A 23739-nucleotide genomic window follows, 5' to 3' on the forward strand; every position below is an offset into this window, starting at 1 on the left:
TCATCTAACCCGTTTTTTCCCGCCTCAGTATGCGCTACGGTCCCATCGCCCCCGAGCTGTTTATCGAAAATCGCCGCCGCTTCCGCCAGCTGCTGCCGCCGCAGTCGCTGGCCATTTTCAACGCCAACGACATTCTGCCCACCAACGCCGACGGCACGCTGGCCCTCAAGCAGAATACCGATATATTCTACCTGAGCGGGGTAGACCAGGAGGAAAGCATCCTCGTCATCTGCCCCGACGCGGCGCTCGAAAAGCACCGCGAGATATTATTTCTCAAGGAGACTTCCGAGCACATCTTGGTGTGGGAAGGCTATAAGCTGACCAAGGACGAGGCCAAGGCCGTGTCGGGCGTGCCCACCATCATGTGGCTGGAGCAGTTTCCGGCCGTGCTGGCGGCGCTCATGAACGAGGCCGAGTACGTGTACCTCAACTCGAACGAGCACATTCGCTCGGTGGTGGAAGTCGAAACCCGCGACGCCCGCTTTATCAAGGACTTGCAGCGGCGCTACCCCCTGCACCAGTACCGCCGCGCCGCCAAGCTCACGCACCAGCTGCGCGCCATCAAGAGCCCCGAGGAAATCCGGCTGATGCGCCGCGCCTGCGAGATTACCGGCAACGCCTTCCGGCGCCTGCTGGGCTTCGTGAAGCCCGGCGTGTGGGAATACGAGATTGAGGCCGAGATTCTGCACGAGTTCGTGAAAAGTGGCTCGCGCGGGCCGGCCTATACTAGCATTATCGGCAGCGGCGAAAGCGCCACCATTCTGCACTACATCAGCAACGACCGCCAGTGCCAGGACGGCGACGTGCTGCTAATGGACTTCGGCGCTGAGTACGCTAATTACGCCGCCGACCTTTCGCGCAGCATTCCGGTCAACGGCACCTTCTCGCCGCGCCAGCGCCAGGTGTACGAGGCCGTGCTGCGGGTTTTCAAATTTGCCAAAACCCAGCTCGTAGTTGGCAATGAAATTGAGGCGTACCACAAAGCCGTGGGCGCCACGATGGAGCAGGAGCTGATTAAGCTGGACCTGCTGAAAGCTGATGACGTGAAGAACCAGGACCCCGACGCGCCGCTCTACAAGCAGTATTTCCCGCACGGCACCAGCCACTACCTGGGCCTCGACGTGCACGACGTGGGCTACAAGTACCGCAAGTTCGAGGCCGGCATGGTGTACACCAACGAGCCGGGCATCTATATCCGCGAGGAAAAGCTGGGCATCCGCCTCGAAAACGACATCCTCCTCACGCCCACCGGCAACGAGGACCTGATGGCCAATATCCCGCTGGAGCTGGCTGACATTGAGCGCTTAATGAAGGGGTAGGGCCGTTTGTCATTGCGAGCGCAACGAAGTGGAGCGCGGCAATCTTTCCTTGCCATTAGGATTACTAACCTAATGATGCGAACAACCAAGAAAGATTGCCGCGCTCCACTTCGTTGCGCTCGCAATGACAAATGGGCCTGTTACTTTGCCCGGCGAAACAATAGCAAATGCTGCTGGGGTAGGGTTTCGCGTACCTCCACAAACTCCAGCCCGATGGCGGACATTTCCTTGCGGGCCTGCGCCACCGTCATTTTATGAATCGCCTTAATGGGTACGTTAGGGTCCTCGGCGCGGTATTCTACCAGGGCCAGGCGGCCGGTGCCGGGCCGCAGCGCCTTGCGAATGGCCAGGCCCATCTCGCGGGGCTTATCAAACTCGTGGTAAGCATCCACGATGAGCACAACATCAACGACCCCGTCGGGCAGGTGCGGGTTGCTGGTGGTGCCCAGCACGGGCTCCACATTGCGCAGGCCGTTTTTGGCCTGGCGCTGCTTGAGTTCGGCTATCATTTCGGGTTGAATATCGACGGCCAGCACACGGCCCTGCGGCACCAGTGGCGCCAACTGAAACGAGAAAAATCCCGTGCCCGCGCCAATATCGGCCACCGTGTCGGTGGGCTTGAGGTGCAACTCTTTGATGAGCGTGGCGGTGCCTTCCTCCTGGCTGCGCTCGTCGCGCTCCAGCCAGTCGGCGCCCTCGTGGCCCATCACGTGGGCAATTTGCCGGCCCTGGTAGTAGCGGCCAATGCCGTTGGGGTCGCGGGCCGGGCGGCTTTGGTAGCCCTGCGAGTCGGGCGGGCGGCTGGCATTGGTGATAGCATCGGCCCGAAAGCTAGTTCGGCCCGCCACGTTCGACTCTATGGGCAGCTGTGTGCAGGCAGCCACGGTCATCAGGGTTCCCATGCCTACCCACAGTACTACGGCGTGTCTCATAACTAGCAATATGGTCAATAAAGTAGGTTTCTGCCCGCTGCACAACAACCGAAAGCTCCCTGTCGTTCAGCAGTGAGGAAGGGGTAGCGCGGCTCGAAAGTAAAAAAAATAAGCTCACCAGTCAGCCAAATCTGTTTCTACAACGTAATCGGGTCACAATTCTTTCATTCACCATTTTGCTTTTCACCTTATGCAAAATCTGACTTCTACTTTGGGCCGCCTCGCGGTAGTCCTAACCAGTGCCTTAGCTCTTAGCTCCTGCAGCCGCGCTGAATACGCTTTTCTGCCCAAATCAGCCTCCTACCTAGGCACTACCACTGCCGCTTCTAAAGCCCGCGTAGCCACTGCACCCGTTGCTACCCCCGCTCAGGAGGCCCAAGCGCCTGCCGCCGCTCCCGTGGCCCAAGCGCCTGCTGTAGCCCCCGAGATTGTGGTCGCTACGGCTCCCATAGCCCCGCGCGCCGCCAAGGTAGAGGCGCCTACCCCCCAAGCGCAGGCTGAAGTCGCCGTTGCGCCCGAAGCTGCCATGGTCGCCGCGCCGGCTCCGCAGAAGCTAAACTTGGTGCAGCGTATGGCGCTGGCCAAAGTTACCAAGAAGCTCAACAAGCTGGCTACTAAGTCGCCCCAGTTCAAGCAGGGCGATAACACGGCGCACACGGCTCGCGTTAGCGGCAACCTGCGTATCGGTCTTATTCTCCTATTAATAGGTTTGCTCCTGTCGATATTTGGTGGTGCAATCGGCTTTATTGGCTTTATCATCGCCCTTATTGGTGTAGTCTTCCTCGTGCTCTGGCTGCTAGACGAGTTGTAAGCGCCTCGCTGGCCTACCTCCTACAAAAAGCCCCTGCCGCATTGAGTGCGGCAGGGGCTTTTTGCTGTTTAGTTGACCAATCGCGAGCGGAAAAGCCGGGCGCTACATCGGGTCCACATCCACTACCAGCCGAGCCTGGCGGTACTCTTTCTGGTCGCGCACCACATCGAGGGCGGCGCAAATGGCCAGCTTGGCCGCCTTCAGCACCGTGTGTTCACGGCTGAGCTTGATGACGATTTCCTGCAAAAAGAAATTGCGAATGCGGAAGATGTACGGCGCCTCCGGCCCCAGCACCGGGCCACGGCCGAGGCGGTCGGCCAGTTCCTGGGTGAGCAGGATGGCCGCCTTCTGGGCCAGTTCCTGGTCCATGTGCTTCACCGTCAGCTTTATCATGCGGGCGAAAGGCGGGTACTCGTGTTCGCGCCGCTGGGTTATCTCGTACTCATAAAATTCGAGGTAGTCGTTGCGAATGACTTTGTCGAAAATGACCTGGGTAGGGTCGCCGGTCTGAATTAATACCTTGCCTTTCTTGCCCTTGCGCCCGGCCCGGCCGCTCACCTGCACAAACATCTGGTAGGCACGCTCGTGGGCCCGGTAGTCAGGGTAGTGAATAATGGCGTCGGCGTTGACGATGCCCACCAGGCTCACGTTTTCGAAGTCGAGACCCTTGGTCACCATCTGAGTGCCCACCAGCACGTTGGTTTTTTGCTGCTCGAAGTCGCCGATAATCTGCTGGTAGGCGTTTTTGGCGCGGGTCGTGTCGAGGTCCATGCGCTGTACGTTGGCCTGCGGCAGCATGATTTTGAGGTCGTCCTCCAGCTTCTCGGTGCCGAAGCCCTGGGTGCGCAGCGCCCGCGAGCCACAGGCCGGGCACTGGGTAGGCATGACCTCGTGGTAGCCACAGTAGTGGCAGCGCAGCTCGTGGGCGTGCTTGTGATAGCTCAGGCTCACGGCGCAGCTCTGGCACTTGGGAATGTAGCCGCAGTCGTTGCACTCCGTGACCGGCGCGTAGCCGCGCCGGTTCTGAAACAGGATAACCTGCTCATTCTGCGCGATTTTGCTTTCCATCGCGTTCAGCAAATCGGCCGAGAAGTGGTTATGCATCTTCTTCTCGGCGCGCAGCTTGCGGGTGTCAATCAGCTCAATCTCAGGCATGCCCGCCTCGCCGAAGCGCTTGCTGAGCGTGACCAGCCCGTAGCGGCCCTGCCGGGCCATGTAGTAGGTTTCCACAGCCGGCGTGGCCGAGCCCAGCAGTACCTTGGCACCCTGGAAGTTACCCATCATCAGGGCCACCTCGCGGGCGTTGTAGCGCGGGGCGGGGTCATACTGTTTGTAGGAGCTTTCGTGCTCCTCGTCCACAATGATGAGCGACAGATTATCAAACGGCAGAAACACTGCCGAGCGCACGCCCACCACCACCTGGAAGCGGCCCGATAGCACGCCATTCCACACCTCTACCCGCTCATTATCGGAGAACTTAGAGTGGTACACGCCCAGCCGCGAGCCGAACACGCGCATCAGCCGGGTCACAATCTGGGCCGTGAGGGCAATTTCGGGCAGCAGGTACAGCACCTGCCCGCCGCCATCCAACGCGTTGCGAATGAGGTCGATGTAAATCTCCGTCTTGCCCGAGCCCGTGACACCGTGCAGCAGCACGATATTTTGCTGGTCAAAAAGGGTCATCACCTCGTCGCGGGCTACTACTTGCGCCTCATTGAGCTGGTAGGGCATCTGGGCCACCGGGTTTTCATCGAGCGGAAAACGCGACACAATCTGGTCGAACTGCTCCAGAATACCATTCTTAATCAACGTGTTCACTGCCGAGGCCGACAGGTGAGGTGAGCTAGTGAGATAGGCTTTTTCGATGCCCAGGTGGTTGAGGTGCTCATTGTGGTGCACCGGCACGCGCTGCAAATACTTCAATAGCACGTCCACCTGCTTGGGCTTGCTGGCCAGGTCCTCAAAGAGCCGCTCCACGGCACCAGTGCTCACGTAGTGGTGGGCCAGCCGAACCTTCTTCAGCACCTTAGGCGAATACTTGTCCGACATTTGCTCAAACAGAAAGATAATATCCTTCTGCATCAGCGATTTAATGACCTTGTGAAACGACGCGATGCCCAGTAGGTCGCCCACTTCAGTGAACGTCAGCGCCTTGCCGTCCTCCGTGCGCAGGTTGTCCACGATGCGCTGTTCCTTCTCATCGAGGGGGTAGGGGCTGCCCTCATTCAGGTACGCCGGGTGCAGCTGAATGCGCGACTCAGAACTGAGCTTGAGCGCAGCCGGCAGCGCGGCATTTATCACCTCGCCCAACGTGCAGAGGTAATATTCGGCTATCCAGCGAAATAGCTTGAGCTGCGGCTGCGTCACGACGGGCGCATCGTCGATAAACTCCAGAATATACTTGGCCTGGTAGTCTTTGGGCGGCGTTTCGTGTACGGCCGCTACAATGCAGCTCAGCGTGCGTTTGGCCCCAAACTGCACGATTACCCGCCCGCCTATTACCACGTTGTCGTTCAGCTCAAACGGTACCCGATAGGTATAGAGCTTGGGTAGCGGCAAGGGCAAAATCACGTCCACAAACAGCGTTACGCGGTCGGGCGTGGCCGCCGGGGCGGGGGTAGGAACAGCAAATTCGAAGGTAAGCGACACAGGAAACAGCTAGCAGCGGGCGAATAGTAAAGATAACCCCGCGGCAGGCGCTGGCCGCCGTTTAGCGCGAAGCGCGCAACGGCAGGCCGGAAAATGGAACGAGTCTCCAGACTCGGCAGGCAGGTTGGTTCCGCGAGTCAGAGACTCGTTCCACTTCCTGGCCTGCCGTTACGCGCTTCGCACTAAACGGCGGCCAGCACTAGCGCTACTGCGCTAGCTGGGCCAGGGCCTCGGGCACAGTGTGTACCGGCAGTTGGCAGGCGCGGTCGCGGCACACGTAGAGCGTGGTTTGGTCGCCGCCGGTGCGGCCTTCAAGCAGGGGTAGGGCGCTGGCCGTAAGGCTGCCAGCCAGCACTTCATTAGGCAGAAAACGCTGGCTCAGTTGCGCCCGAAACGCCTCTGCTTCAGGGCCTGTGATGGCGATTTCGGCGCCCGGCCGTAGCAAGGCCACGTACAGGCTGGCCCAGTTGGTGAGATGCTGCGGCTCTTTGGCTACAAGTGCCTGCACCTGGCCCAGCATAGCCGTAGCTAGTGCTTGATAGTCAGTGTTTTCAAGGTGGCGGCCCAAACGCAGCAGGTTATGGGCCATCACTGAGTTAGAGCCGGGAATGACGTTATCGAACAATTCCTTTTTGCGGGCGATGAGCGGCTCGGCACTGGCATCGGTGTAAAAAAACTGCTGTTCGGTAGGGTCGAAGAAATTATCAAGCACGTAGGTCGTCAGCGCTTCCGCTTCGCGCAGCCAGCTCTCGGCAAAGGTTGCTTCGTAGAGGCTGATGTACGCTTCAATCACCAGCGCATAGTCTTCCAGAAAGCCGTTGATAGTGGCGCGGCCGTTCTTCCAGGTACGGTAGAGGCGTGGCCCGTCGCGCAGGTTGGCCTGCAAAAACTCGGCATTGCGCAGCGCCAAGTCTAGAAACTCCTGCTCACCAAACGCCCGGTAGGCGGCCAGCAGCCCGCTGAGCATAAGCGCATTCCAGCCCGTTAGCACCTTGTCGTCGAGGCCCGGCCGCACGCGGTTGGCGCGGGCGGCCAGCAACTGTTTTTGCCAGCCGTGAATGAGCTTGGCCAACACGTGTGCCTCCAGCATGTGCTCAGTGGCAAAGTCAGCGTCCGACTGCCGACGGTGCAGAATGTTGTTGCCGTGCTCCCAGTTGCCGAGTCCTGTACATTGGTAGTAAGCCGCCGCCAGCGGCTCTTCCTCGCCCAAAACAGCCTGTAATTCTTCGCGCGTCCAGACGTAGAACTTGCCTTCCTCACCCTCACTATCGGCGTCGAGCGACGAATAAAAGCCGCCCTCCGGGTTGGTCAGCTCGCGCCGCACCCAAGCCACAGTCTGCAAAACGACCTCGCGGTACAGCGGCTCCTGCGTCACCTGAAACGCCTCACTGTAGAGGCTCAGCAGCTGCCCATTGTCATACAGCATCTTCTCGAAATGCGGCACCAGCCACTCCGCATCGACCGAGTAGCGAGCCCAGCCGCCGCCCACCTGGTCATAAATACCGCCCCAGGCCATCTCGCGTAGCGTGAGGTTAACCTGATTCAAAATTTGCTGGCTGCCCGAAATGTGGTGCGCCCGCAGCAAAAACCGCCAGATGCTGGGCATCGGAAACTTGGGCGCGCGGTTGGTGCCGCCGCGCTCCCGGTCAAAACGCTGGGCCAGATTATAAGCCAGCAGCTTAAATTCTTCGTCGCTGACGGCCGTGCTCACCAGCTCGCGGGCCGCGCCATACTTCTCCAGCTCGCTCGCTCGCAGCACTTGCACGAAGCGCTCAGCCGAACCTTCCAGCTCGGCGCGGTGCTCACCGGCGTAGGCCTGGGCCACATTTTCGAGCAGCTTCACCCAGTTGCCGGGCGGGAAATAGGTGCCGCCGTAAAACGGCTTGGCCTCGGGCGTCAGCAGCACATTTAGCGGCCAGCCGCCCTGAATGCCCATCGCCTGCACCGCGTCCATATAAATCTGGTCCACATCGGGCCGCTCCTCCCGGTCTACTTTAATGCACACGAAATGCGCGTTCATCACCCGCGCTACCTGCTCATTCTCAAACGACTCGCGCTCCATCACGTGGCACCAGTGGCATGCCGCGTAGCCAATACTCACCAAAATGGGCTTTTGCTCGGCCTGGGCGCGCGCCAGCGCTTCTGGTCCCCACGGGTACCAGTCCACTGGGTTGTGGGCGTGCTGGAGCAAATAGGGGCTGGTTTCGTGAGCCAGGCGGTTGGCAGCGGGGGTAGGGGAGGAGCTGGACATACGTTTCGGAAGCGACGGGTAAAACAAAACCCAGCCGGCCGGGCTGGGTTTTGAAAAATCAAGTGGCGGGCGAGTCGCCGGCTGGTGGAGTGCTACCAGCAGCGCGACTTCGCCGCGGCGCGGGCGTTTTTGCCGCCGGTTTTTTCGGCGCAGCTTTTTTCGCGACCGCCGGTTTTTTAACTGCTTTAGCAGCCGTAGCAGTCGTTGCCTTTTTGGCACGGGGCGCGGGTTTTTTCGGCGCCGCAGGCTCACTGGCAATAGGCGACGAAGATTGCTCAGCCGTAGGAGCAGCGCCCTCCTCGTTGGTAGCTAGCGAGGGGGTAGTCGCTTTTGAGCGGCCCCGGCGCGCCTTGGTCGGCGCCGCAGATTCGGCCGGTGTATCAGTTGGAGTAGGCCGCACCGCTTCGGCCACAACCGGCCGCTCCAGTAATATCTCCGGAATAATTGCCGGCGAAATAATTGGCGCCTGCGCCGGGCTCGCCTCCGCCATTGGGGTGCTGTCACTAGCTGTTGAGGCACCGGCACGGTACAAGCTGCGGCGCTCACCCCGCTTCACCAGCCCCGATTTAGTAATCACCTTCGACCGCTTGGGTGTTGGGCCCGTCCCGCGCTTGCGGGGGGGGGTAGGCAGCGCGGCGGTCGTGGGAGCCGTGCTCGTCACAGCCACATCACTCATTAAGGGGCTCAATTCGGCGTCGTCACTTAGTCCAGCAGCTACCTCCTGCGCTTGCTCAGCAGATAATGATACGCCCGCCGCTTCTTGAGCCAGCTCCTGCAATAATTCTTCTTCCGCTAAGCCATCCGTTTGCTCCGCAGCCATGCGCGCGGCGTTTTTGCGCGCAGTGCGCTTCGCTCCGCCGCGCGAGCGCCGCTTCTTCTTTTTGGCTGGATAAGCGGTTATCTCCTCCCCAGCTAAAGCTTGGTCATCGGCTACTGCGAGTAGCTCAGTCACCGCTTCCAAAGTCGGTTCGACCAACTGGTTTTCAAGTAGCAAAGCAGCACCATCCTCCATCGGCTCTGTGGCGGGGGGTAGGGGCCGGCTACCCCGTCGGTCTTGGCCAGAGCGGTCGTTACGGCGACCATCACGGCGATTATCCTGCCGGCCGTTGCGGCGCTCCGACTGCCTGTTGGCAATCTCCGGTTGCGTAGTAGCTGCTTTTTCAGCACCCGCTACCGCGTCATTGCCAATATCAATGCGCTCTTCATCATCCAGTGCCACTTCAGGCACATGCACTACTTTAGGAGGGGGTAGCGATACCAGTTGGCGCTGCACATCGCGAAGCTCCTGTCGCACATCCACGCCCTGGTTGCCGAGGCGCTCCAGCCGCTCGGCCGTCTGGTCCAGGAAGGTGCGGTGCTCAGGAGCACCCAGGTGCAACGGCCGGTGGCCCAACGACTGACGCACCGCCGCCCATTCCTTGCGGAAACGGCCGAAATCTGCATCAAAATAAATTCGCGCAAACTTATCCCAGATATAATCCTCCGCTACCTCTGAAGGGTGCAGCATATCACTGGCATAGAAGCGATAGTCACGCAGCTCATCCGTCAGCAGCTCATAAGCCGGAAAGTAGCTTACACCCGGCAACAATTCACTTAAGTAGTGGCAAGCCACGCGCAGCACTGACTTGCTCACCGCATTCAGCGGCAGCGTATCCTTGATGTGTCGCACGGGGCTCACCGTCAATACAATGCGTATCTCCGGATTAAGGCGCCGCAGCAACGCATGCACCTCCGCCAAACCATTCACAATCTCATCAGCGGTTAGCAGCTCCTTCTCGAATAGCGCTGCTGGCAGCTTATGCAGGTTGCTCACCAGCTCGCCGGTTTCGCGTAGGCGATAAGCCCAGGCGGTACCCAGAGTCAGCACCACGGTATCGGCTGTGCGTACAAAATCGCCCACACGCCGCACCGTCTCCTGAATGAGCTGAAGCAGCTCAACCGGCGACTCAGCCCCGATGGTGCTATGAAAGTCGTAGCTCTGCCAGCGGCCGCGCGCCTCCACCACGTGCTGCTGCCAATCCTGCTCTTCGCCGGCGGCCGCTCGTAGCAGCTGCGCCAGCGCCAAAGGCTGAAACACGGTCCCAAACGGGTTAACCAGCGTTGTTACCTTATTCAGCCGTAGCCGCTCGCCGATGCTGTCGGCAAAGCACGAGCCTACCGTGAGTACCCGCGCCGTGCGCGCCAATTGCCGCTCCTGCGGCGCAATAGTTAATTCAGTCCGAAACATGAATTGCAAAGGTAGGCGGTAAGCAGTTGTTAGCTAATAGCTGTTAGCTTATTAGCCTACTCCTGTGTTATCGTCTTGTAAATCAGCGAAAAGCCCCGATAAAATGGCCTGGCTAGTACCAAGACCATCTATCGGGGCTCTCCTAAAAAACTAGCTAATAACTAATAGCTATTGGCTGACAGCTTAAATTAAGCAGCTACTACGCGGAATTTTACCGTGTGCTTCACTTCCTTGTGCAGGTTGAGCGTAGCAGTGTAGTCGCCAGCAGTAACGGGCTCTTGGTCGAAGCTCAAGCGCTTGCGGTCCACATCAATACCCTTGTTTTTCAGCGCTTCAGCCAATTGCAGCGTGGTTACGCGGCCGAAGATTTTGCCGGTTTCACCCACCTTGGCGGGCAGGTCAAATACCTGGTCACCTACTTGGTCAGCAATAGCTTGGGCATCAGCTTTCACCTTCTCAGCTTTGTGAGCGGCTTGGCGTACGTTTTCAGCTACTATTTTCTTAGCCGATTTATCAGCCAGCATAGCCAAGCCCTGAGGTAGCAGGTAGTTGCGGCCGTAGCCGGATTTTACCGTTACGAGGTCGTTCTTATAGCCCAGACCCTTAACGTCGTCTTTCAGAATGATTTCCATGTCTTCAGGTCTATTTCAGGGCGTCAGTTACGTAGGGCATCAGGGCCAGGTGACGGGCTTTTGCCACGGCCTGCGCCACTTTGCGCTGGAATTTCAGGCTGGTGCCGGTGATGCGGCGTGGCAGCAAGCGGCCCTGCTCGTTCACAAACTTCAGCAGGAAGTTCGGGTCTTTGTAGTCCACGTACTTAATGCCGTTCTTCTTGAAGCGGCAGTACTTGTTGCGCGTGTCAACGGGCTTGTTGCCGTTGTCACGGTTGTTGTTGCGGTTATTATTCGTAGCCATCGTATTGCTTGCTAGAGGGTTACTGAGCTACAGTTTCGGCCGCCTGGGGCGCCTTCTGCTGGTTCATCTCACCGTTGCGGCGGCGCTCGTTGTAAGTCACAGAATGCTTATCAAGCACCGTGGTCAAAAAGCGAATGATGCGCTCGTCGCGGCGGAAAGCCAGCTCAAGCACATCTACGATGTTACCTTCCCCGCTGTGATTGTAAGTCAGCGTGAAATAATAACCAGTGGATTTCTTTTGAATTGGGTAAGCCAGCTTGCGCAAGCCCCAGGCTTCAGTAGAAATGAGGTCGGCGCTATTTTCCTTAAGCACCTGCGAGAACTTCTCGACCGTCTCTTGCACCTGGCCCTCGTTCAGCACGGGGGTAAGGATGAAGACCGTCTCGTAATTTCTTACGTCCATTGACGGGGTTGATTTTAAAAAGTGAAAAAAATGAATCGGGGGGCAAAGGTACTGATTTTTCGCGGCATTACCAAGTCATTGTGCGTGTGCAACTGTAAAAGCGCTGGGTTGTAGCAGTTAGCGCGCCAACGGTTTGGGCTATTCGCCAGAACGCTAAAAATCCCCGCTCATTTTTGGGAAAGAGAAAACCAAAACTGTCAGCAGGAAGTTAGTCAAACAACCAATATCTTAGTAATAAGTAGGCTTAAAATAAGACCTTGGTTAGCTGTTTAGTTTGCTTCCAAATAAGCGCGAGCATACTGAAAATGGCTTTCTAACCTTTGCCGCCCACGATTCCTAGCCTACATTTGTACCCCGGAAAGGGTACGCCCGCAATCCGTTTTTACCGGTTCGTTTGGATGATGAATAGCTTTCTATCACGCACCAGTTCTTGGGTGCTCGCACTATTTCTAGCCGTGGCGGCCCCGGCCATGGCCCAGCAGACAGCCACTGTCGAAAAAGCTGGCGTGGCGCCTGGTGGCGCCGCAGGAGCTACCCCTAGTACCGCTGCTGCGCCTGCCGCAGCAGCACCGGGCTCTGGTGGTGGCGATGCCGCAGCTATCGCTGCCGGCGATGCGCTGTTCAAAAACAACTGCGCGCAGTGTCATGCGGTCAATGACAAAGTAGTTGGTCCAGCGCTTGGTGGCATCACCAAACGCCGTTCCATCTCTTGGATTATTCCGTGGATACACAACTCAGCCAAAGTAATTGCCAGCGGCGATGAGTACGCGGTAAAACTCTATAACGATAACGGAAAGCAGCAAATGCCTGCTTTTCCGCAGTTATCGGACAAAGAGATAACCAGTATCATTGCTTGGGTAACCTCGCAGGAAGGCGGGCCTACTGCTACTGTCGGTGGTGCAACTGCAGGCAATGCGACCGCAGTAGACGGCGGCAAAGCTGGTGATACGGCCGGTGCCGCAGCCGGTGGCTATACCGACATTCTTCTCATCGTTTTGGTGGTTGTGCTGATTGTCTTGGTAGTAACGCTGGCCATTATCGCTAATCTGATGAAGGATGTGCTGCAAGGCCGCAAGGACTTGGATGGCCGCGATGTGGAGATTTTGGACCAGCGCTTTGATTGGGCCAAGCTGTACCAGTCGCCAGCACTGCGCGGAATAGTGGGCGTTGTGTTTGCCTTGGTGCTACTCTACGTTGGAGTGCAGAGCGTAATGGCCGTGGGCCTCACGCAGGGCTACCAGCCTACCCAGCCTATTGCTTTCTCGCACAAAATTCACGCAGGTGAAAACCAGATAAACTGCGCCTACTGCCACACTTCGGTTTACAAAGGCAAGTCGGCTAACATTCCATCGGCAAACATCTGCATGAACTGCCACTCGCAGATTAAAACAGAGTCGCCCGAAATCAAGAAAATCTATCGGGCCATCGAGCGGAAGCAGCCTATTCAGTGGGTGCGCATCCACAATCTGCCCGACTTGGCTTACTTCAACCACTCACAGCACACGCAGGTTGGTGGTATTCAGTGCCAGACTTGCCATGGTCCTATCCAAAATATGGAAGTGGTGTACCAATATTCGGCTCTTACCATGGGCTGGTGCATCAACTGCCACCGCGAAACTCCGCTCAACACGAAAGGCAATGCATACTACGACAACCTCGTGAAACTACACGACAAGTCAAACAACGCAGTTCCTTTCACCGTGTCATCGAACGGAGGTACTGAGTGTGCCAAGTGCCACTACTAAATTTTTCTTAGCTAAGCCTTTATAAAAGACATGAGCCATTTATTGGGGTAGCGGCATTACTTGCTGTTACCCCGATAATGCCTTAGTTTGAATGTCTCATTACTGATAAGATGAAATACTGGAAGGGAATTGAAGAGCTAGACAACTCACCGGAGTTTGTAAAAAATGCTTTTGCTGAGTTTCCCGACTTTTTGCCGGTGAAGGAAGGCCGCGCTGGCAGCACTGATGATGCATCAGTAGCGCCGCGCCGTGACTTCCTCAAGCTTATGGGCTTCAGTGTAGCTGCCGCTACGCTAGCCGCGTGTGAAACGCCTGTCCACAAAGCAATTCCCTACCTCAATAAGCCGGAGGAAATAGACCCTACTATTTCCAACTTCTACGCTTCGACTTATTTTACGGGTTCGGATTATAACGCCGTTTTGGTTAAAAACCGGGATGGTCGTCCTATAAAATTAGAGGGTAATCCTGAATCGCCTGTAACGCGTGGTGGTCTTTCAGCTCGTGCCCAAGCAGCAGTTCTGAACCTGTACGACGGCGCGCGCCTGCGGGAGTTTGCCATCAAAGGCAAACCAGCCGATTACGACCAGGTTGACCAGGCAGTACGGACAGGCCTTGCTGGCACAACCGGCAAAATTGCGCTTGTTTCCCATACTATTATTAGTCCTAGTACCAAGCGTGCTATTGCTGCTTTGGCCGGGCGCTACCGCAATGTTGAGCACATCATGTATGATGTAAACTCAGCTTCTAGCTTGATTCAGGCTAACGGTGGCGTACTTCCTTCGTATGATTTTAGCCGCGCTAACGTAATTGTTAGTTTAGGCGCCGACTTCTTAGGTACGTGGATATCGCCGGTTGAATATTCTCGGCAGTACGTCACCAATCGGAAGGTGAGCACCGAGAAGCGCACTATGTCGCGCCATTTCCAGTTTGAGACGGCGCTTTCCCTAACGGGTTCAAATGCAGACGTTCGGGTAGCAGTAAAACCATCGGAGATGGGGACTATTGCGTTGGCCCTATACAATGCAGTTGCTGGTGGTGGAACTACTACCGGACTGTCCGCTCTCGCTCAGAAGCAGGTAGCACAAGCTGCTAAAGAGTTGCAGGCTAATCGCGGAGCTTCCTTAGTAGTGGCGGGCTCTAACGACCCTGCTGTGCAGGCGATTGTAGCAGCCACCAACCAAGCGCTTGGTAATGTTGGCACCACCATCAATTTGTCAGCGCCTTCGTTTGTTCGTCAAGGCGATGATATTCGGATGGCCCAATTTGTTGACGAGTTGAAAAGTGGTGCTATCGGGGCTGTTATCTTTTATAACGCTAACCCGGTTTATAACCACCCGCGTGGAGCAGAAATTGAAGCGGCATTGCCTAAAGTGCCCCTTAGCATTTCACTCAACGACCGTCTCGACGAAACTGGCTTCCTCTGCCAATACCAAGCACCCGACAGCCATTGGCTAGAATCTTGGAACGACTACGAGCCTAAGCGTGGTTTCTTAAGCCTCGCGCAGCCCGCAATTACTCCCTTATTCAAAACCCGCCAAGCTCAAGAGACCTTCTTGCGTTGGGCTGGTTCTAATGAGTCTTATTACAACTTCCTGAAAGATGGCTGGCGCACTACACTTGGTGTAAACGCTGGCTTTCAGGCAGCTTGGGATAAAGTGGTGCACGATGGTGTGGCTACTGGTTCCGCACTCACTACTAACCCGTTCACGGGGCGCGCAATGAGCGTGGCCGAAGCCACAAGCGGTATTAGCAACGGAGCTAAGACTGGCATTGAGGCCGTACTTTATGAGAAAGTAGGTATTGGCCAGGGTGGGGTAGAAGCTAATAATCCCTTCCTGCACGAGCTACCCGACCCAATTTCTAAAGCTACTTGGGGCAATTATGTTGCCGTACCCCGCAAAATGGCGGAGGAGCAGAAGTGGAGCCAAGGTGATGTAGTTAAAGTAACGGCCAACGGCAAGAGCATTGAGCTGCCCGTATTAGTGCAGCCAGGCCAAGCAGATGGTACAGTTAGTATCGCACTTGGCTATGGTCGTACTAGGGCGGGTAAAGTAGGCGATGCTGTTGGTGCGAATGCCTTCGTTCTGGCTCAAGCTACTTCCAACGGTGTAATATACCACACTACCGTAACGCTTGAAAAAACGGGTGCTACAAACCCGATTGCTCAGACTCAAACCCACCATACTATAATGGACCGCCATGAGGTGGTGCAGGAGAACACACTGGCCAAGTATCGCGAGGACCCTAAAGAGGTAACGGAATACGAGCTTGTTGCTACCCCTGATGGTTTGGAGAAACCTAATAAGGTTTCGCTATGGCAAGACTATCAGTATAATGACCACCATTGGGGAATGGCAATTGACCTCAACTCTTGCATTGGCTGTGGCTCATGCGTGATTGGGTGCCAAACCGAAAATAATATTGCAGTTGTAGGCAAGCAGCAGGTTATTAACCGCCGCGAGATGCACTGGATGCGTATTGACCGCTATTACAGCTCAGCGCATCATGAGGATGAATTTGAGAAGAATGGTAAGCTGAATACATACGCGGCAATGGAAGACCCTTCGGATAACCCGCAGGTGATTTTCCAGCCTATGATGTGCCAGCACTGCAACCACGCTCCATGCGAAACGGTGTGCCCGGTTCTAGCTACCACGCACAGTTCCGAGGGTCTGAACCAAATGACCTACAACCGTTGCGTAGGTACTCGTTATTGCGCCAACAACTGCCCGTATAAGGTTCGTCGCTTCAACTGGTTCTCTTACTACTCTAACGAGAAGTTTGAAGATGTCAACGGTCACATGTTCACTGACCTTGGTCGGATGGTACTCAACCCTGATGTCACAGTTCGAGCTCGAGGGGTAATGGAGAAGTGCTCACTCTGCGTGCAGCGGATTCAGCTCGGTAAGCTGGAAGCGAAGAAGCAAAAGCGTCGTCCTAAAGATGGCGAAATTGTAACTGCCTGCGCACAGTCTTGTCCCACTGAGGCTATTCTGTTTGGTGACATGCGTGACCCCAGCAGCCGCCTGAGTCAATTGCTACGTCGCGAGGATGGAGAACGTGCATTTCATGTACTTGACTCTATCAACGTGCAGCCCAACATCACGTATCTCACTAAGATTCGGAATGGTGCAGCTGAGTTCTTCCCTGCGGAAGAGAATGCGTAAATAGCAGCCCTTTTGTTTGTAATAAGTTAAGTCACTAATATTCATCATTATGCAGCACGTATCACCAGTACGCGAACCGCTCGTAACGGGTGGCAAAACGTACCACGACGTTACTCAAGACATCTGCTATCAGGTAGAAGCTGCGCCGAACATCCGGTGGATGGGAGCTTTGGGCGTTTCGCTGATTCTGCTTGGAGTATTTTTCTACTCTGTATACCGTACTCTTTGGTACGGTATCGGCGAGTGGGGATTAAACAAGACTGTCGGCTGGGCGTGGGATATCACCAACTTTGTTTGGTGGGTAGGTATTGGCCACGCAGGTACGCTTATCTCGGCTGTGCTGCTTCTGTTCCGTCAGAAATGGCGTTCGTCCATTAACCGGGCAGCAGAAGCCATGACGATTTTTGCTGTAATCTGCGCCGCTATGTTTCCGGTGTTGCACATGGGTCGTCCATGGTTGGCTTTCTACGTATTCCCGCTTCAGAATACCCTTGGCTCTTTGTGGGCAAACTTTAACTCGCCCCTTTTATGGGACGTATTTGCCATCTCTACTTACTTTACTGTATCACTGGTTTTCTGGTATACAGGTCTGGTGCCGGACTTCGCTACTATCCGCGACCGCGCTAAGGGAAAGATTGCAAAGTTTAGTTATTCTATGCTTAGCATGGGCTGGACTGGTTCTGCCAAGCATTGGTCGCGCTATGAAACAGTATCGCTGATTCTGGCTGGTGTTTCGACCCCGCTAGTGCTATCGGTACACACTATCGTTTCGATGGACTTTGCAACTTCAGTGGTTCCAGGTTGGCACACGACAATCTTCCCTCCTTATTTTGTAGCAGGGGCTATTTTCTCAGGGTTTGCAATGGTGCTGACGCTAATGCTCATTACCCGTGTAGTTTTCAAGCTAGAGGATTATATTACTTTGGAGCACATCGCCCTCATGAATAAAATCATGATGGTTACGGGCTCAATTGTAGGGGTAGCATACATCACGGAGTTTTTTATTGCTTGGTATTCGCAAGTAGAGTATGAGCAATATGCATTCATCAACCGTGCTACTGGTCCTTACTGGTGGGCATATGCCAGCATGATGACTTGCAACGTTATCACCCCTCAGTTGGTGTGGTTCCGTCGTGTTCGCTATAGCATTGTATTGACATTCATCCTGTCAATCATTGTAAACATCGGTATGTGGTTCGAGCGATTTGTAATTATTGTTACTTCGCTACACCGTGACTATTTGCCTTCTTCTTGGGCAATGTTCTCCCCGACTCGTATTGATGTAGGCGTATATGTAGGAACTATTGGTTTGTTCTTCACACTGTTCTTACTATTTGCCAAGTTCTTCCCGGTTATCAACATGGCAGAAGTTAAAGCTATTCTCAAATATACCGTGAATGACGGACCGACTTACGGCGGTGCAAACGAAGGTGGTGGCCGTTCAATCACTCATGCTTCTCTCGCGCCATATGCTACTCCCGGTGTTCCTGCTTCTGCCCCAGTAAACTACGACAAGCAAAATGACTAGCCCTGCCATTACTGCTGCACCAGTTACCGCTGCCCCGGTTACTACCAGTTCCACCAAACGCTTTGCTCTCGGAATTTTCGAGGATGAAGATGTACTGCTACACGCTGTTGACAATGTGCGTGCAGCCGGTGTGAAAATATACGAGGTTTTTTCACCTTATCCTATTCACGGCATTGATGATGCTTTAGGAATTGAACGTTCACGCTTGCCGATAGCAGCCTTCTTTTATGGCATGTGTGGGCTATCGTTCGCGCTCTGGATGCAGATTTATATGCTTGGCTTTGACTGGCCAATGATTATTGGCGGTAAGCCTGCTATCTCGTTGCCAGCATTCATTCCAGTTAGCTTTGAGTTAACGGTGTTTTTTACCTGCCACGGCATGGTAATTACCTTCTATACTATCTCTAAGCTTTACCCGCGCTTCAAAACGCCAGTGCTTGATGTTCGCTCCACCGACGACAAGTTTGTGATGGCTATCGAGTTGGATGAAAACAGTTCGCAATTGCCGAAATTGACTCAACTACTTCGTGAAAACGGTGCGAGTGAAGTCAATCAAAAGGAAATGACCAAATTCTAATGATGTCGCTTTCCCTCAAATATGGCCTGTCTGTGGCCTCCCTGGCATTAAGCGTAGGATTGGTCTCTTGCTCGCCTGATGCTAACGACCCTGGTGTAGAATATGCACCTGAAATGTACGAGTCGATTCCTTACGAACCACTACGTCAGATAGCCTATAACAAGGTTAACTCTTTTGGAATCAATGAGCGTACGCCAGCACTCGGTACTGTACCGAGAGGTAAGATTGCTTATTTCGACCATATTCCAAAGGATAGTGTAGGAATTGCAGAGCGTGTGCTTCGTAATCCTTACCCCTATACCAAGGCTAATATTGAAGAAGGTCAAACGCTCTTCACACGCTTCTGCCAACATTGTCATGGCGAGAAAGGCGATGGCCAAGGGCCAGTAGGAATGAAGTTTAAAGGCGTGCCTAACTATTCTGCTGGTGCCTATAAGACGATGAATGATGGACACATCTACCACGTCATTCAATGGGGCCGCAACCGAATGATGCCCCACGGCTCTCAGGTTAATCCGGAAGAACGTTGGAAAATTGCGATGTACGTACACGTACTACAGCTTAATAACGACCCTGCTGACCTACCTAAGATAGTTAAGGTTGATGCTCCAGCCCCTATTACAAGTGCGTCGATGGGTAATGCGTCGGTTATGACCGACGGAAATAATCAAAAAGCGGAAGGCAAGGCACAAGCTGACACCGGTGCGGATGCACCAGGCCAAGGCACTACTGGCCGTAACGGCTCAAGCAAATAACTAGACTATGGCAACTCTGACTCATCATCACGAACCCGCCGCCGTTGAGCAGCTTGAACTGAGCCCCAAGACCCAACGGACATTCTTCACCATTATTGGGGCAGGAATACTGTTGTTGATAATCGGTATTGTAGCAGCAGTGCTACATATTGGTGAAAGCCACGAGGCAGTAGCTGCTCATGCAGGTGTTGCTCACGAAGAAGAGCATTCAGTACTGGTTCGCCGCATTGTGGTGAGCCTTTGGCATAGCAACCTCTTTTTTGTAGGTGTTTCAGCTATTGGTACTGTATTCATGGCTATCCAATACGTGGCATATGCAGGTTGGTCGGTAGTTGTAAAACGAATCAACGAAGCACTCGCTGCTTGGCTGATTCCCGGTGGCGTTATCATGGTATTGCTCTTCATTTTGGGCCGTCATGATATATTCCACTGGACGCATGACGGAATCATGACCAAAGGCTCACCCATTTATGATAAGATTATTGCTGGTAAGTCGGGTTTTCTGACGTTTGGCTTTTATCTCATCCGGATGGTGTCTTATCTCACCATTTGGGCGGTTTTTTCTTGGCGCTTACGTCAACTGTCTTTGCAGGAAGATCTGTATGGTGGCACGCGTTACTTCCACACTAGCATTACTACTGCAGCCTTGTTCTTGGTACTGTATGCCGTTACATCTTCCATGTCGGCTTGGGACTGGGTTATGTCAGTCGATGTTCATTGGTTCAGCACCATGTTTGGGTGGTATGTTTTCGCCTCCTGGTGGGTATCTGGTATTGCTGCTACCGCACTGATAGCCATATTTTTGAAGCAAGCCGGCTATCTGCGTTTCATGAACGCTAACCATTTCCATGATTTGGGAAAGCTAATGTTTGGCTTCAGCATCTTCTGGACATATGTGTGGTTCTCGCAGTTCATGCTCATCTGGTATGCTAACCTGCCTGAGGAAGCAGTTTATTTCAATCAGCGCCTAGGTGGGTTTGAAGGTCGATATACTTGGATGTTTTATTTTAACCTGGTAATCAACTTTGCTTTCCCTTTCCTTGCCCTGATGACCCGCGACGCTAAGCGCCAAATGATTATTATGAAAATCGTTTGTATCGCTATTCTTATTGGTCACTGGTCGGACTTCTATTTAATGCTTATGCCGGGCACTTTGAAGGGCGACAACGGGTTTCTCATAGAGATTGGCATCGCGATGATTTTCCTAGGTTCCTTCTTGATTCTGGTTACTCGTCGTCTTTCTGAGGCTTCGCTCATCCCAGTCAATCACCCTTTCATCGACGAGAGCGTTCACCACACAACCTAATAAGAGCTTAGATTTTTTAGAACTTAGAGCTTGGGCGACTGTTTCAAGTGGGTACTAAGTTCTGGCTTCTACTTATATCAAATGACTACCCTAACCATCCTACTGGTCTCGGCATTATTGCTGGTTGTTTTCGGCCTGCTGTTTCGTCTCCAGATATTAACTGCTATTTTCTCTGGCTCGTATGTGCGCCAAATTGGTACTAGCAACCGAATCAACGCCATACTGATGCTGGTGTTTATGGTATTTGGGGGCGCTGCATTTTTCTGGTCGTTTTCTGAGAACTATAGCAAAATGAATCCACCTGTTGCCTCTGTACATGGGCATGCAATGGAGCGGATGTTCTGGACTACGATGATTGTAATAGGCATAGCCTTTGTAATCACACAGGCTTTACTTTTTATATATTCTTATAAGTACCAGTATAAAGAGGGGCGTCGGGCTTACTTCTTCTCACATAATAATAAGATTGAAGTAATCTGGACTATCATTCCTGCTATTGTAATGGCGGCTTTGATATTTTCAGGTTGGAAAGCTTGGACTCGTATCACCGGTCCGGCCCCTAAGAATGCTATTGTGCTTGAAGTAATGGGTAAGCAATTCAACTGGCTTGTACGTTATCCTGGCCGGGATATGAAGCTAGGGGTAGTGAACTACCGTCTTATTGATGCTTCTAATGATTTTGGCTTTGACCTGAGCGATAAAGCTGCTCTCGATGACTTCACTGCTTCCGAAATTCACGTTCCGAAAGGTCACCCGGTACTAATAAAAATTCGGTCGCGTGATGTGTTGCACGCTGTATACATGCCACAATTCCGGGTTCAGATGTACGCTGTACCAGGTATGCCTACCCGATTCTGGTTTACTCCTACTACGACAACGGATGAGATGCGTGCCAGACTTGGTAACCCGAACTTCAACTACGAACTAGCTTGTAACCAGATTTGTGGTCAAGGTCACTTCGCTATGAAGTTCAACATTGTAGTTGACGAGCCTGATGATTACGTTGCATGGTTTGCCGCTCAAACCCCTGTTTCTAAAAATGCTGACCTCATGGCTTCTTTCAAGCAAATGAGCAAGCAAACCGGCCTTGGCCAAGGTAATAGTAAAGAAGCGCGTGCTTCTTCGATTGAAGAAACCGGAGAAACTCCTGCTCCGCTAGCTGCCCAGGCTTCGCTTTAAGCTGCATCTTTAAGTAATTCTACCATAATATGGCTACTAATCTTCCGGTTTCCGCGCAGGCTCAGGGTGGGATAGGTACCGCTGCGGCACCTCACGTTGAGCACGACGAGCACCTGCACGACCATGAGCATCATGACCAGCACTGGTTGTGGAAATATGTTTTCAGCCAAGACCATAAGATGATTGGCCGGCAATTCCTGATAACAGGGATGGTGTGGGCCATCATTGGTGGCTTGCTATCGAGTCTCTTCCGCTTGCAATTGGGTTGGCCTGAGGCTACCATGAGCTGGCTGCAGCCGCTACTTGGCAAATGGGTAGAGGGTGGTAAGCTAGCTCCAGAGTTTTACTTAGCACTTGTAACGATGCACGGCACTATTATGGTGTTTTTCGTGCTGACTGCTGGCCTATCAGGTACATTTTCCAACTTCCTTATTCCGTTGCAGGTTGGCGCCCGTGACATGGCCTCCGGGTTCATGAACATGCTCTCGTACTGGTTTTTCTTCCTGTCGAGCCTTATCATGTTTGCTTCCTTGTTTCTGGAAACGGGTCCGGCGGCATCAGGATGGACAATTTATCCTCCGCTAAGCGCACTGCCACAAGCTATCCCAGGCTCTGGTATGGGTATGACGATGTGGTTGGTTAGCATGGTGTTCTTCATTGTGTCGCAGTTGCTAGGCGGTGTAAACTACGTGACGACGGTAATCAACCTGCGTACCCGTGGAATGAGTATGAGTAAGCTGCCGCTTACTATCTGGGCTTTCTTCCTGACTGCAATCCTTGGTATTCTTTCGTTCCCGGTTTTATTCTCCGCTGCTTTGCTGCTGGTTTTTGACCGCTCGTTTGGTACTTCGTTTTTCTTGTCGGACATCTACATTGCTGGTCAGGCGCTGCACAATCAAGGTGGTTCACCGGTATTGTTCCAACACTTGTTCTGGTTCCTTGGTCACCCTGAGGTATACATCGTAATCATGCCTGCAATGGGCATGGTTTCGGAAATCCTAGCTACCAACGCTCGTAAGCCCATCTTCGGCTACCGGGCAATGATTGGCTCGCTGATTGGTATTTCTTTGTTGTCGTTCGTTGTATGGGCTCACCACATGTTTGTAACTGGTATGAACCCTTTCCTCGGGTCTGTATTTATGTTCCTGACATTGATTATTGCAGTACCGTCAGGCGTTAAAGTATTCAACTGGTTGGCTACTCTGTGGCGTGGCAATATCCGTTTTACGGCTGCAATGCTCTTCGCCATTGGCTTTGTATCGCTGTTTATCTCGGGTGGTTTGACGGGTATTATTCTTGGCAATGCCACGCTTGATATCCAGATGCACAACACGTATTTCGTGGTAGCTCACTTCCACTTGGTGATGGGTTCTTCGGCATTCTTCGGGTTGTTTGCTGGTGTCTATCATTGGTTCCCAAAGATGTTTGGCCGCATGATGGACGAAAAGCTAGGCTATATTCACTTCTGGCTGACTTTCCTAGGCGTATACTTGGTCTTTATGCCTATGCACTACGTTGGCATTGCCGGTTTCCCGCGTCGCTATTATTCTTGGACAGGCTTTGATGCATTCTCGCAATTTGCTGACCTGAACAAGTTTATTTCGGTTGCTGCTATTCTGGCCTTCTTTGCTCAGTTCATCTTCATCTTCAACTTCTTCTACAGCATTTTCCGCGGCCGTCGTGCTACAGAGAACCCTTGGAATTCGACTACCTTGGAGTGGACTACCCCCATTATACCGGGCCACGGTAACTGGCCTGGTGAGATTCCAGCTGTCTATCGCTGGCCGTACGACTACAGCAAGCCTGGTTCGGAAGTGGACTTTATTCCGCAGAATGTACCGTATTCACAAACGCCTTCTTCTAACCTGCCTTACGAGCGGGAGTTGGCCGAATAGCTTACTGATTACCTGAGTGCCTGAACGGGCCGCCGTACTACGGCGGCCCGTTTTTTTATGGACTTTCTTCTCGTTTCAAA

17 protein-coding genes are annotated in these 23739 nt (G+C 53.7%); 10 read left to right on the plus strand and 7 right to left on the minus strand.

Translation table 11 applies throughout. From position 1 onward, the window contains the following. The first annotated feature begins 29 nt into the window (after positions 1-29). The gene (locus tag E4631_RS00875) at positions 30-1319 is read left to right on the plus strand and encodes an aminopeptidase P N-terminal domain-containing protein (protein WP_133658216.1); all 1290 of its coding nucleotides are present in this window, start codon (positions 30-32) and stop codon (positions 1317-1319) included. A 140-nt stretch (positions 1320-1459) separates the two neighbouring features. Here E4631_RS00875 and E4631_RS00880 read toward each other — a convergent pair whose 3' ends face one another. Continuing rightward, positions 1460-2251: a class I SAM-dependent methyltransferase gene (locus E4631_RS00880; protein ID WP_240734575.1), complete on the minus strand. Its 792-nt coding sequence runs from the start codon at positions 2249-2251 to the stop codon at positions 1460-1462. A 190-nt stretch (positions 2252-2441) separates the two neighbouring features. Between E4631_RS00880 and E4631_RS00885 the strand changes: the two genes are divergently transcribed. After that, positions 2442-3062, plus strand: a complete 621-nt coding sequence (locus E4631_RS00885) for a hypothetical protein (RefSeq protein ID WP_133658217.1) — start codon at positions 2442-2444, stop codon at positions 3060-3062. Between the two features lie 102 nt (positions 3063-3164). On the opposite strand, the gene priA is transcribed toward E4631_RS00885, so the two are convergent. The 6 genes from priA to rpsF form a co-directional block, all read right to left on the minus strand. Beyond that, entirely contained in the window at positions 3165-5711 is a 2547-nt protein-coding gene (priA, locus tag E4631_RS00890) for a primosomal protein N' (protein WP_133658218.1), read from the minus strand. A 205-nt stretch (positions 5712-5916) separates the two neighbouring features. Next, a complete protein-coding gene (locus E4631_RS00895; RefSeq protein ID WP_133658219.1) occupies positions 5917-7962 on the minus strand; it encodes a thioredoxin domain-containing protein in 2046 nt (681 codons plus the stop codon). A 58-nt stretch (positions 7963-8020) separates the two neighbouring features. Beyond that, on the minus strand, positions 8021-10189 hold the full coding sequence (locus E4631_RS00900) for a GSCFA domain-containing protein (RefSeq protein ID WP_133658220.1): 2169 nt from the start codon (positions 10187-10189) through the stop codon (positions 8021-8023). A gap of 188 nt (positions 10190-10377) precedes the next feature. Then, positions 10378-10821 carry a 50S ribosomal protein L9 gene (gene rplI, locus E4631_RS00905; RefSeq protein WP_133658221.1) on the minus strand — a complete coding sequence of 148 codons (444 nt, stop codon included), beginning with the start codon at positions 10819-10821 and terminating at the stop codon, positions 10378-10380. 10 nt (positions 10822-10831) lie between these two features. Continuing rightward, positions 10832-11104, minus strand: a complete 273-nt coding sequence (rpsR, locus tag E4631_RS00910; RefSeq protein ID WP_133658222.1) for a 30S ribosomal protein S18 — start codon at positions 11102-11104, stop codon at positions 10832-10834. A gap of 19 nt (positions 11105-11123) precedes the next feature. After that, entirely contained in the window at positions 11124-11507 is a 384-nt protein-coding gene (rpsF, locus tag E4631_RS00915; RefSeq protein ID WP_133658223.1) for a 30S ribosomal protein S6, read from the minus strand. Between the two features lie 401 nt (positions 11508-11908). Here rpsF and E4631_RS00920 point away from each other — a divergent pair, with 401 nt between their 5' ends. The 8 genes from E4631_RS00920 (at position 11909) to E4631_RS00955 (ending at position 23659) form a co-directional block, all read left to right on the plus strand. Further along, on the plus strand, positions 11909-13252 hold the full coding sequence (locus E4631_RS00920; protein WP_240734577.1) for a cytochrome c3 family protein: 1344 nt from the start codon (positions 11909-11911) through the stop codon (positions 13250-13252). Positions 13253-13362: 110 nt separating this feature from the next. Then, a complete protein-coding gene (locus tag E4631_RS00925) occupies positions 13363-16419 on the plus strand; it encodes a TAT-variant-translocated molybdopterin oxidoreductase (RefSeq protein ID WP_240734579.1) in 3057 nt (1018 codons plus the stop codon). Positions 16420-16468: 49 nt separating this feature from the next. Continuing rightward, positions 16469-17947 carry an NrfD/PsrC family molybdoenzyme membrane anchor subunit gene (nrfD, locus tag E4631_RS00930; RefSeq protein WP_240734581.1) on the plus strand — a complete coding sequence of 493 codons (1479 nt, stop codon included), beginning with the start codon at positions 16469-16471 and terminating at the stop codon, positions 17945-17947. Next, complete coding sequence (locus E4631_RS00935; protein WP_133658225.1) at positions 17940-18524, plus strand: DUF3341 domain-containing protein; 585 nt, start codon at positions 17940-17942, stop codon at positions 18522-18524. The genes nrfD and E4631_RS00935 overlap by 8 nt, the downstream gene beginning before the upstream one ends. Positions 18525-18526: 2 nt before the next feature. Further along, positions 18527-19279, plus strand: coding sequence for a cytochrome c (locus E4631_RS00940; protein ID WP_133658226.1), 753 nt, complete (start codon positions 18527-18529; stop codon positions 19277-19279). A 7-nt stretch (positions 19280-19286) separates the two neighbouring features. After that, a complete protein-coding gene (locus E4631_RS00945; protein WP_166648134.1) occupies positions 19287-20585 on the plus strand; it encodes a quinol:cytochrome C oxidoreductase in 1299 nt (432 codons plus the stop codon). An 81-nt stretch (positions 20586-20666) separates the two neighbouring features. After that, positions 20667-21764, plus strand: coding sequence for a cytochrome c oxidase subunit II (locus tag E4631_RS00950; RefSeq protein ID WP_133658227.1), 1098 nt, complete (start codon positions 20667-20669; stop codon positions 21762-21764). A 29-nt stretch (positions 21765-21793) separates the two neighbouring features. Then, positions 21794-23659 (plus strand): cbb3-type cytochrome c oxidase subunit I, encoded by a 1866-nt coding sequence (locus E4631_RS00955; RefSeq protein ID WP_133658228.1) that lies wholly within the window; start codon positions 21794-21796, stop codon positions 23657-23659. Positions 23660-23739 lie beyond the last annotated feature (80 nt).

Source organism: Hymenobacter sp. UV11, from assembly GCF_004684095.1.
Classification (GTDB): Bacteria; Bacteroidota; Bacteroidia; order Cytophagales; family Hymenobacteraceae; genus Hymenobacter.

Bases quoted from the DNA above. Each gene is read 5' to 3' on its own strand.
- E4631_RS00900 (WP_133658220.1), bottom strand. From the start codon at position 10,189: ATGTTTCGGACTGAATTAACTATTGCGCCGCAGGAGCGGCAATTGGCG.
- E4631_RS00950 (WP_133658227.1), top strand. From the start codon at position 20,667: ATGACTACCCTAACCATCCTACTGGTCTCGGCATTATTGCTGGTTGTT.
- E4631_RS00885 (WP_133658217.1), top strand. From the start codon at position 2,442: ATGCAAAATCTGACTTCTACTTTGGGCCGCCTCGCGGTAGTCCTAACC.
- E4631_RS00920 (WP_240734577.1), top strand. From the start codon at position 11,909: ATGAATAGCTTTCTATCACGCACCAGTTCTTGGGTGCTCGCACTATTT.
- E4631_RS00940 (WP_133658226.1), top strand. From the start codon at position 18,527: ATGTCGCTTTCCCTCAAATATGGCCTGTCTGTGGCCTCCCTGGCATTA.
- E4631_RS00895 (WP_133658219.1), bottom strand. From the start codon at position 7,962: ATGTCCAGCTCCTCCCCTACCCCCGCTGCCAACCGCCTGGCTCACGAA.
- rpsR (WP_133658222.1), bottom strand. From the start codon at position 11,104: ATGGCTACGAATAATAACCGCAACAACAACCGTGACAACGGCAACAAG.
- nrfD (WP_240734581.1), top strand. From the start codon at position 16,469: ATGCAGCACGTATCACCAGTACGCGAACCGCTCGTAACGGGTGGCAAA.
- E4631_RS00945 (WP_166648134.1), top strand. From the start codon at position 19,287: ATGGCAACTCTGACTCATCATCACGAACCCGCCGCCGTTGAGCAGCTT.
- E4631_RS00880 (WP_240734575.1), bottom strand. From the start codon at position 2,251: ATGAGACACGCCGTAGTACTGTGGGTAGGCATGGGAACCCTGATGACC.
- rpsF (WP_133658223.1), bottom strand. From the start codon at position 11,507: ATGGACGTAAGAAATTACGAGACGGTCTTCATCCTTACCCCCGTGCTG.
- E4631_RS00875 (WP_133658216.1), top strand. From the start codon at position 30: ATGCGCTACGGTCCCATCGCCCCCGAGCTGTTTATCGAAAATCGCCGC.
- E4631_RS00955 (WP_133658228.1), top strand. From the start codon at position 21,794: ATGGCTACTAATCTTCCGGTTTCCGCGCAGGCTCAGGGTGGGATAGGT.
- E4631_RS00925 (WP_240734579.1), top strand. From the start codon at position 13,363: ATGAAATACTGGAAGGGAATTGAAGAGCTAGACAACTCACCGGAGTTT.
- E4631_RS00935 (WP_133658225.1), top strand. From the start codon at position 17,940: ATGACTAGCCCTGCCATTACTGCTGCACCAGTTACCGCTGCCCCGGTT.
- rplI (WP_133658221.1), bottom strand. From the start codon at position 10,821: ATGGAAATCATTCTGAAAGACGACGTTAAGGGTCTGGGCTATAAGAAC.